This window comes from Citricoccus sp., assembly GCF_032154715.1.
GTDB lineage: Bacteria > Actinomycetota > Actinomycetes > Actinomycetales > Micrococcaceae > Citricoccus.
The window spans coordinates 1-8,475 of the sequence record NZ_JALDXU010000121.1 but is presented as its reverse complement, the minus strand read 5'-3'; the positions used below and the strand labels follow the sequence as shown (position 1 = coordinate 8,475).

Below are 8,475 nucleotides of genomic sequence, written 5' to 3'. Positions count from 1 at the left end.
GCACGGCATCGGACACGGGTGTGTATCCGGCCCGACGCCGGCCCGCCCCTCAGGCGTGCGCGCGGTTCCGCAGGGCGAAGGAGGAGCCGTAGTGGTTCTGCGGCAGGTGGTCTCCGCGCCCGAAGAGCTTGTGGCGCATGGTGCCCTCGGCGTACTCGGTCTTGTAGCGGCCCAGCTGCTGCAGTTCGGGGACCACGTACTCCACCACGTCCTCGAAGGTGCCGGGGGTGATGTGATAGGCGAGGTTGAAGCCGTCCACGTCGGTCTCGTCCTGGATGCGCGCCAGTTCCCGGGCCACGGTCGCACCGGAGCCGACGATGACCGGACCGAACCCGCCCACGCCGACCCACTCGGCCAGCTTGCGCACGGTCCACTCGGACTCGGCGTCACCGGAGGCCTTCTTGAAGGTCTCCACGGCGGACTGGATGGCGTTGGACTTCACGTCCCCGATCGGCTCGTCGAGCTCGAATTCGGCCAGGTTGATGCCCATCCAGCCGGACATCAGCACCAGTCCGCCCTCCACGTCGATGTACCGCGTGAGTTCCTCGTACTTGGCGCGGGCCTCCTCGTCGGTGGCGCCGGTGACGACGGTCTGCATGGACATCACGCGGACGTCGTAGGGATCACGGCCGGCCTCGACCAACGCCTGGCGGATCTTCGCGGTGGTGCCTTTGATCAGGTCGTCCGTGGGCGAGTTGATGAACACGGCCTCGGCGTGCTTGCCGGCGAAGGCCCGTCCGCGGGTGGAGGCGCCGGCCTGGTAGATCACCGGGGTGCGCTGCGGGCTGGGCTCGGTGAAGGCGATGCCGGGGGTCTTGAAGTAGGTGCCCTCGTGCTCGATCCGGTGGACCTTGGACGGGTCGATGAAGACCCCGGACTCCTTGTCGTTGACGACGGCGTCGTCCTCCCAGGAGCCCTCGAGGAGCTTGTAGACCACGTCGAGGTACTCGTCGGCGTGGTTGTACCGCTCGTCGTGCTCCATCTGGTCCTCCTGGCCCATGTTGATGGCGGCGGAGGGCAGGTAGCCGGTCACCACGTTCCAGCCCACGCGGCCCTCGGTCAGGTGGTCCAGGGTGGCCAGGCGCCGGGCGAACGGGTAGGGGTGCTCGTAGGCGGTGCCGGCGGTGACCCCGAAGGTCAGGTGTTCGGTCACGGCGGCCATCGGCGGGACCACGAGCATCGGGTCATTGACCGGGACCTGGGTACCGGCCTTCAGGGTGGCTTCGTCGGAGGAGCCGTAGACGTCATAGGGCCCGAGGACGTCGGCGATGAACAGGCCGTCGAACAGGCCCCGCTCCAGCGTCTGCGCCAGCCCGGTCCAGTAGTCCAGGGTGTTGTAGTCGCGGGCGCGGTCCTCGGGGTGGCGCCAGAGTCCGGGTGACTGATGGGCCACACAGTTCATGTCAAAGGCGTTGAAGAGGATCTCGCGCTGGCCGGCGGCGGTGGTGGGCACGCCCTCGGGAAGCTGGTTCGATCCATGGGCGTTCTCGGTGCTGGGAACAGACACGGTGGTGCTCCTTCCATCGGTCCTGGCGGTAGCACCTGTCCGGTTGCCCGGTGGTTGCTGCGGCGTCATCGAGCCAGATCTCTCGGCCGCTCTGGATGGGTACCCATCGATTGCACCACACCTCCGGGCACGACCCCAAGCGGGGTTCACGCGGAGTCACCCGGCTTCTCCGTTGTGCGGGCAGAAACGAGTACTCATATCTGCCCGCAAAACGAGAGGGGAGCTGCGGTGTCAGCTCGAGGCGAGGACCACGATCGGATCCGTGGTCGGCGCCTCGGAGCCGCCGGCCGGTTCCACGGTGACGGCGAGCGCCGCATCCGCCGGGACGTCCTGCATCCGCACGAGGGCGAGGCCGTCCTGGACCTCCAGCAGCCCGGCCGGCTGCGGGGCCGCCTCACCCTGAATGGTCCACATCTGGTAGTCGCGGCCCTCGGCGGGAGCCGGCAGGCCCCGTGCGGCCAGCACGGTCTCACCGGACGGGGCGCGGGCCACCTCGACCTCACCCCCGCCGGTCACCGGGGACTCGAGCCGCTCAGCGCCGTCCACCTGCAGAATCTGCTCGATAGCGGTGAGCTGGTCACCCTCGGTCACGCCACCTGTGGGGGCCCACGGCTGGCTCACCACCACGGCCACGGCGACGGCGGCGGCCGCGGCGGCCGAGACCGCCCCCACCCACCAGCGGCGCGCAGTCGGCCGGCGTCGGGCACGGTGACGGTCCAGATCGGCGACGCCGGATCGCTCGGCGCCAGCGTCGGGGCGGCCGTCCGCACCGTGTCCTGCCAGGGGCGAGGCCCCGGCGTCCTGATCAGGACGGGCGTCCTGGCCGGACTCGGCCACGGCCGAGAGGACACGGCCCCGCAGGTCGGCGGGAGGCTCCGCCGGTGTGCTCATCGCCAGGCGGGAGACGGTGCTGCTGAGGGCATCAGCCCGGGCACGGAGTTCGGGGTCTGAGCCGAGCCGCTGCTCGATGGAGCGGCGCTCGTCCTCGTCCACGGCGTCCAGGGCCCAGGCGGCGAGCAACTCCGCGTCGAACTCGTTCTTGATCTCGTGCTCGTTTCCGTTGGTCATGCTCCCACCCCCAAACAGTCCTGTAGTCGTTGGAGCGCGCTGCGCATCCGGGATTTCACGGTGGCCAGTTTGGCCCCGAGTCGTTCAGCGACCTGCCGGTAGGTCAGGCCGCCGTAGTAGGCCTGCGTCACGGCCTCATATTCCAGACCGGTCAGCGTGCCGAGGCATTTCGTCACGCGCTCCCGGTCCTCCGCCGATTCCACGGCCTCGGACACGTCGTCCCGGTCCCTTTCGAACCCGGCAATCCCGGCTCGTTCCTCCCGGTCACGGCCGGACTGGGTGGAACGGATCAGGTCGACGGCCCGGCGGTGGGTGATCGAGCAGACCCAGCCCACCACGGATCCGCGGTCAGGGTTGAAGCGCTCGGCCGAGCGCCACACATCCACGAGGGCCTCCTGCGTGACGTCAGCCGCGAGGTCGGCGTCACGCACGATCTTCCGCGCCAGGCCGTAGGCCGAGGGGGCCACGGCGTCGTAGAAGGCCGCGAAGGCCTCTTGGTCTCCGGTGGCACTGCGCTGGAGCAGGCCCACCAAGTGGGCGTCCCGCTCGCGCGCAGCACTGCGGCCGGGTCCGGTGCCTGCAGTGCTCGTCATGGCTCCACCCTATCCGGGCGTGGGGCCAGAACCCGCCTAGCTGTCAGGGGCGTCGTTCAACAAGGGTGGTGTCTTCATCCGCATGGCTCCTGGGGTGTCGGTCCGGTGGTGGTCCGGTGGGGTGTCGGTCGGGTGGCCTGCTGTGGTGCAGGGTGCTGTCTGGTGTTCGGAGCCGATGCCCCTGCGGATGGGTCGGGGTTCAGATCTCGTCGGTGACGCCGGTCTGGAGGTAGGGCACCGTGCGGGTGCCGTTGACCTCCCAATCGCCCACCATCCGGGCCATGAACACGGCCGGGTCATGGCTGGCGATGGTCCGGGCATTGCGCCAGTGCCGGTCCAGCTGCAGGTCCGTGCTGGTGGCGGAGGCACCGAGCGTGTCGAAGATCCGCGTACAGGTGTCCAGCACCAGTTTCGGCACCATCACGTGCGCCCGGTGCGCCGTCAGGGCGGCGCGGTGCATCGCCTCGGCCGTGGCGCCGCCGTCGTCCATCCCGACGCCGGCCACACGCCGGTCCGGCGCACCGTCCGGTTTTCCGTCCGGCTGCTCGGGCCCGACGGCGGCGAGCGCCAGTGCCGCATCCAGGTCCCGTCCGGCGGCGCGCACGAGCTCCTCGGCAGTCGCCTGCTGGGCGGAGAGTTCGCCGATGATCCCCAACAGCTGGTCGTCCTCGCGCGGGGTCAGCCCGCCCCCGGTATTGGGCGAACGCCGCCGCCGCCGGGTCTGCTCCACCCCGTCACGTAGCGCAGCCCGCCCGATGCCCGCCAGCAACGCCATCAGGGTGGACTCGTGGTGCAGTGGGACCGGGCCGTCGGCGGACGGCAGCGCCAGCAACTCCTCCACACCGGCCCCGTGGAACTCCATGGTCCCTGTCCCGGTGAGGCGTTGCCCGAAGCCGTCCCAGTCGTCTTTGACCGTGATCCGCGGTTGCCGCACCCTCACCACGGCGAGCGCGACGTCGGCGCGCTGGGATCCGTCCCGGGCGCCCGAGGAGGCGGCCGGCGTCGTACCGGCGGGCGTGCCGCCGGATGTGCCGCGCTGGACTCCGGTGCCACAGGGCAGGACCTTGCGCCGGCGCGCCCGGGACACGCTGCGGTCCAGCCGGACCGTGGCCAGCGACCACGTGGAGAAGATGCTGCCGGTGGTGTAGTACTTGCGTCCGCTGATCAGCAACTGCCCCGCCTCATCCTGGGTCACGGTGGTCCCGAGCCCTCCGAGCGGTGCGTCGCGTCCCTCGGAGAGGGCGCTGCCGGCCACCTCCCCCTCGACCACGCGCCGCAGCCAGCGGTCGCGGACGGCGCGGTCGGGTTGGGCCAGCACATGCTGGACGAAGCTGAGGTGGCTGCGCAGCAGGTGGGCGGTGTTGGCGTCCACGGCAGCGAGGTCCATCAGCAGCCGGAAGGCGTCCTCCTGGCTCGCCTCCGCTCCCCCGGCGGACTCCGGGACGCTGAGGGAGCCCAGGCCCTGCTCCCGCAGTTGCTCGAAAGCCGCGAAGGGCAGGTGGCGGCCCGCCTCCCGGGGCAGCTCCCCCTGCGCCACCTCGGCGAAGGCCGGGGCGAAACGGGCGGACAGTGCGGTGTAGCGGGACGGCACGGCAGTCATGTGAAAGCTCCATCGGTCCTGGCGGTAGCACCCTGGCCCCTGACGGGCGGGTTGCTGCGGCGTCGACGAGCCAGATCTCTCGGCCGCTCTGGATGGTGGTCCCCTCCATCAAGCCGGGCGGTGGTGCGCTGTGTCAAATGCGCTCGACGATGCCTGCCGGACCTGGGCGGCCCAGACCGTCAGCGGAGGTCAGAGTGCTCGCAGCTGGCCCCAGCGCCGCCGTTCCCGGCTCTCGGTGAGATTGATCTCGGCCCACACCGCGTCGAGGGAGAGCCCGAGGACCTCAGCGACGGCGGCGACGGTCGGGAAGGCCGGCGTGGCGACCCGGCCTGACTCGATCTTCCTCAGCGTCTCGGGAGACACGCCGGCGTCGAGCGCGACCTCCAGCATCGTGCGATCCGCCCGTGCCCGTCGCAACAGAGCGCCCAGGCGCTCTCCGCGCTCGATCTCTTCCGGCCCCAGGGGCAACCTCACCATGGGTCTCATTCTAGAACCGGGATAATATGACCGGTATAGTTATTGCCCCTGGAGGAAGTTGCACATGATCGAGATCCTGACACCTGCCGAGCTGAACCGGGCCCGAGACACCGGCGCCCTGGTCGCGGAGATTCTCCGGACCCTGAGGGACCGGGCCACCGTCGGCACGAATCTCCTGACCATCGATGCCTGGGCCCGCGCGATGATCATCGAGGCGGGGGCCACGTCCTGCTACGTCGACTACGAGCCGTCCTTCGGCCGGGGGCCTTTCGGCCATCACATCTGCACGGCCGTCAATGACGCCGTGCTGCACGGCAAACCGCATGACTACGCACTGGCGGACGGCGACCTGCTGACCCTCGATCTCGCGGTCTCCCTGCGCGGCATCGCCGCGGATGCCGCCATCAGCTTCGTCGTCGGCGAGACCACATCCGCCGAGAGCGTCGCCTTGATCGACACCACCGAGCGAGCCTTGGCCGCGGGGATCGCCGCTGCCAGGCCCGGAGCCCGCATCGGCGACCTCTCCCACGCCATCGGATCCGTCCTTCGCGAGGCCGGCTACTCCGTCAACACCGAGTTCGGCGGCCACGGCATCGGCTCCACCATGCACCAGGATCCCCACATCCCCAATACCGGGCGGCCAGGGAGGGGCTACCTCCTGCGTCCCGGCCTCCTGCTCGCCCTGGAACCGTGGGCCATGGTGGGCACCGATCGACTCGTCACCGACGCCGACGGCTGGACGCTTCGCAGCGCGACCGGTGGCCGCGCGGCGCACAGCGAACACACGATCGCCATCACCGATGACGGCGCCGAGGTGCTCACCGGTCCACCGTCGGCGCGTGACTGAGCCGCACTGACGTCATAGATCGTCACATCGCCCCGCTCCCCGGCCGCCGGACCGCGGCCGGCGCATGACCGCTCGCAGATGACGTCCCATGACGCTCCATGACGTCTCGCGGTCCTGGCCGTAGATCCTGCCGCTGTTGGGAGAATCACCGCCCTGAGTTGCTGTGACGCCTGCAGATCCGGCGTCAGGGGCGCTTGCCGCGCTTGACATGGATACGGCCCTCTCTGCTTCACTGGACGAATCAACCATCCAGAGCGGCCGAGAGATCTGGCTCCGTGACGCCGCAGCAACCTCCCGTATGACCCGGGAAGGTGCTCATGCCAGAACCGATGGAGCGTGATTCACCGTGACTGCCCTTGCCGAGTCCCTGCCCGGTTCCAGCGTCCTCACGGCGCCGCCGGCACAGACCACCAGCCTCGCGGTCGAGTTCCGCGACGTCGGCCGGTCCTTCCCCGCCATCGACGGCGCACGCACCGTGTTGCGGGACATCAACCTCACCGTGGAGCCGGGCGAGGTCCTGGCCATCCTCGGCGCCTCCGGCTGTGGCAAGTCCACCCTGCTGCGCGCCGTGGGCGGCCTGGACAGCGGCAACACCGGGCAGATCCTGGTCGGCGGGTCCGCCGTCCGCCCCTATGGCTCCCGCACCGCCGTCGGGTTCCAGGAACCCCGCCTCATGCCCTGGCGCACCCTCCACCAGAACGTGTCCCTGGGGCTGCCCCCGGGCACGGGACGGGACGAGGGGCGCGAGAGCGTCGACCGATTGCTGGAGCTGGTGGGCCTGGCCGAGCATGCCGGCCTCCGGCCCCGCGAGGTCTCCGGCGGCATGGCCCAGCGGACCTCGCTGGCCCGGGCCCTGGCCCGGCGGCCCGGCGTTCTCCTGCTGGACGAGCCGTTCGGCGCGCTCGATGCCCTGACGCGGCTGCGGATGCAGGACCTGTTGCTGGACGTCCATGCCAAGACCGCCACCACCGTCCTGCTCGTCACCCATGACGTGGACGAGGCCCTCCAGCTGGCCGACCGGATCCTGTTGCTCGGCCAGGACCCCGCTCCGGGTGCCGCCCCCGGCGCGACCACCCGCACCGTGGTCACCGTTCCCGGCGAACGGCCCCGGGACCGCGGCTCGGCCGAACTGGCCCGGCTCCGAACCGAGCTGCTCGGCGGCCTCGGTGTGGACGCCCACCGCCACTGACCGGCCCTGCTCCTCCGTACCCGACCGACCACCCGGCGCCCCACCCCTCCCGGCCCGGGGACGCACCGCACCCCCTCGAAAGGCACCACCATGCGCTCACGCCTCACCCTCTCCGCCGCCACCCTCGCCCTCGCGGCCCTCGCACTCACCGGGTGCGTGGCCGGCGAGGGATCCGGTGGCCAGGCCGCCGAGGCCGGGACCGGCGGTGACGCCGAGGGCGGCGAGCTGAACATCGACTACGCCACGTACAACCCGCTCTCCCTGGTCATCAAGGAGCAGGGCTGGCTCGAGGAGGAGCTCGCGGACGAGGGCGTCACCGTGAACTGGATCCAGTCCGCCGGCTCCAACAAGGCCAACGAGGCCCTGCGGGCCGAGGCCATCGACGTGGGCTCCACCGCCGGTTCCGCCGCCCTGCTCAGCCGCGCCAACGGCACCTTGATCAAGACCATCAGCCTCTATTCCCAGCCGGAGTGGTCCGCCCTGGTCACCACCGCGGATTCGGACATCACCGAGGTCACGGACCTGGTCGGCAAGAACGTGGCGGCCACCAAGGGCACCGACCCCTACTTCTTCCTCATCCAGGCCCTCGGCGAGGCCGGCGTGGACGAGTCGGACGTGACGGTGCAGAACCTGCAGCACGCGGACGGCAATGCCGCCCTGAACAACGGGTCCGTGGACGCCTGGTCCGGTCTGGACCCCATCATGGCCGGGGCGGAGGCCGAGGGAGCCGAGCTGTTCTACCGCAACGTCGACTTCAACACCTACGGCTTCCTCAACGCCACGGAGTCCTTCCTCGAGGAGTCCCCCGAGCTGGCCCAGGCCGTGGTGGACGTCTACGAGCAGGCCCGCGAGTGGGCCCTCGAGAACCCGGAGGAGACCGCGGCCATCCTCGCCGAGGTGGCCGGCCTCGAGCAGGACGTGGCCACCACCGTCATCGAGGAGCGCTCCAACCTGGACGTGGACCCGGTGCCCGGCCAGGCGCAACTGGACGTCCTCGAGGTCGTCGGCCCCATCCTCGTGGAGACCGGTGACGTGGCCAGCCAGGAGAACGTGGACCGCGCCCTGGCCGAACTCCTCGAGCCCTCCTTCGCCGAGAAGGCCACGCAGTGAGCTCCCTCGTCTCGCCCGAACACCTGACCCCGGCGTCGCATCCGGCTGATGAGGTGGCGGGGCGCCGCAACCGGGGGGCGACGC

Annotated in this window: 8 protein-coding genes and 3 riboswitches; of the genes, 3 read left to right on the top strand and 5 right to left on the bottom strand. The window is 70.6% G+C overall.

Annotation, left to right across the window (positions count from 1 at the left end; all coding sequences use genetic code 11):
• Window positions 1-49: 49 nt before the first annotated feature.
• The 5 genes from RUH65_RS14475 to RUH65_RS14455 form a co-directional block, all read right to left on the bottom strand.
• Window positions 50-1,453: an LLM class flavin-dependent oxidoreductase gene (locus RUH65_RS14475; protein WP_313818301.1), complete on the bottom strand. Its 1,404-nt coding sequence runs from the start codon at window positions 1,451-1,453 to the stop codon at window positions 50-52.
• Window positions 1,454-1,517: 64 nt separating this feature from the next.
• A riboswitch (SAM riboswitch) is annotated at window positions 1,518-1,609 on the bottom strand.
• Between the two features lie 129 nt (window positions 1,610-1,738).
• Entirely contained in the window at window positions 1,739-2,575 is an 837-nt protein-coding gene (locus RUH65_RS14470) for an anti-sigma factor (protein WP_313818299.1), read from the bottom strand.
• The gene (sigK, locus tag RUH65_RS14465) at window positions 2,572-3,168 is read right to left on the bottom strand and encodes an ECF RNA polymerase sigma factor SigK (protein ID WP_313818298.1); all 597 of its coding nucleotides are present in this window, start codon (window positions 3,166-3,168) and stop codon (window positions 2,572-2,574) included. Before sigK ends, RUH65_RS14470 begins: the two co-directional genes overlap by 4 nt.
• Window positions 3,169-3,367: 199 nt before the next feature.
• Window positions 3,368-4,768: an acyl-CoA dehydrogenase family protein gene (locus RUH65_RS14460; protein WP_313818297.1), complete on the bottom strand. Its 1,401-nt coding sequence runs from the start codon at window positions 4,766-4,768 to the stop codon at window positions 3,368-3,370.
• Between the two features lie 6 nt (window positions 4,769-4,774).
• Window positions 4,775-4,867, bottom strand: a riboswitch (SAM riboswitch).
• A gap of 90 nt (window positions 4,868-4,957) precedes the next feature.
• Window positions 4,958-5,245: a helix-turn-helix transcriptional regulator gene (locus RUH65_RS14455; RefSeq protein WP_313818296.1), complete on the bottom strand. Its 288-nt coding sequence runs from the start codon at window positions 5,243-5,245 to the stop codon at window positions 4,958-4,960.
• A 64-nt stretch (window positions 5,246-5,309) separates the two neighbouring features.
• On the opposite strand from RUH65_RS14455, the gene map reads away from it, so the two are divergent.
• The 3 genes from map (at window position 5,310) to RUH65_RS14440 (ending at window position 8,391) form a co-directional block, all read left to right on the top strand.
• Entirely contained in the window at window positions 5,310-6,092 is a 783-nt protein-coding gene (gene map / locus RUH65_RS14450) for a type I methionyl aminopeptidase (RefSeq protein WP_313818295.1), read from the top strand.
• Window positions 6,093-6,334: 242 nt separating this feature from the next.
• A riboswitch (SAM riboswitch) is annotated at window positions 6,335-6,428 on the top strand.
• A gap of 10 nt (window positions 6,429-6,438) precedes the next feature.
• Complete coding sequence (locus RUH65_RS14445; RefSeq protein ID WP_396180354.1) at window positions 6,439-7,281, top strand: ABC transporter ATP-binding protein; 843 nt, start codon at window positions 6,439-6,441, stop codon at window positions 7,279-7,281.
• Between the two features lie 90 nt (window positions 7,282-7,371).
• Entirely contained in the window at window positions 7,372-8,391 is a 1,020-nt protein-coding gene (locus RUH65_RS14440) for an aliphatic sulfonate ABC transporter substrate-binding protein (protein WP_313818294.1), read from the top strand.
• The last annotated feature ends 84 nt before the right edge of the window (window positions 8,392-8,475 follow it).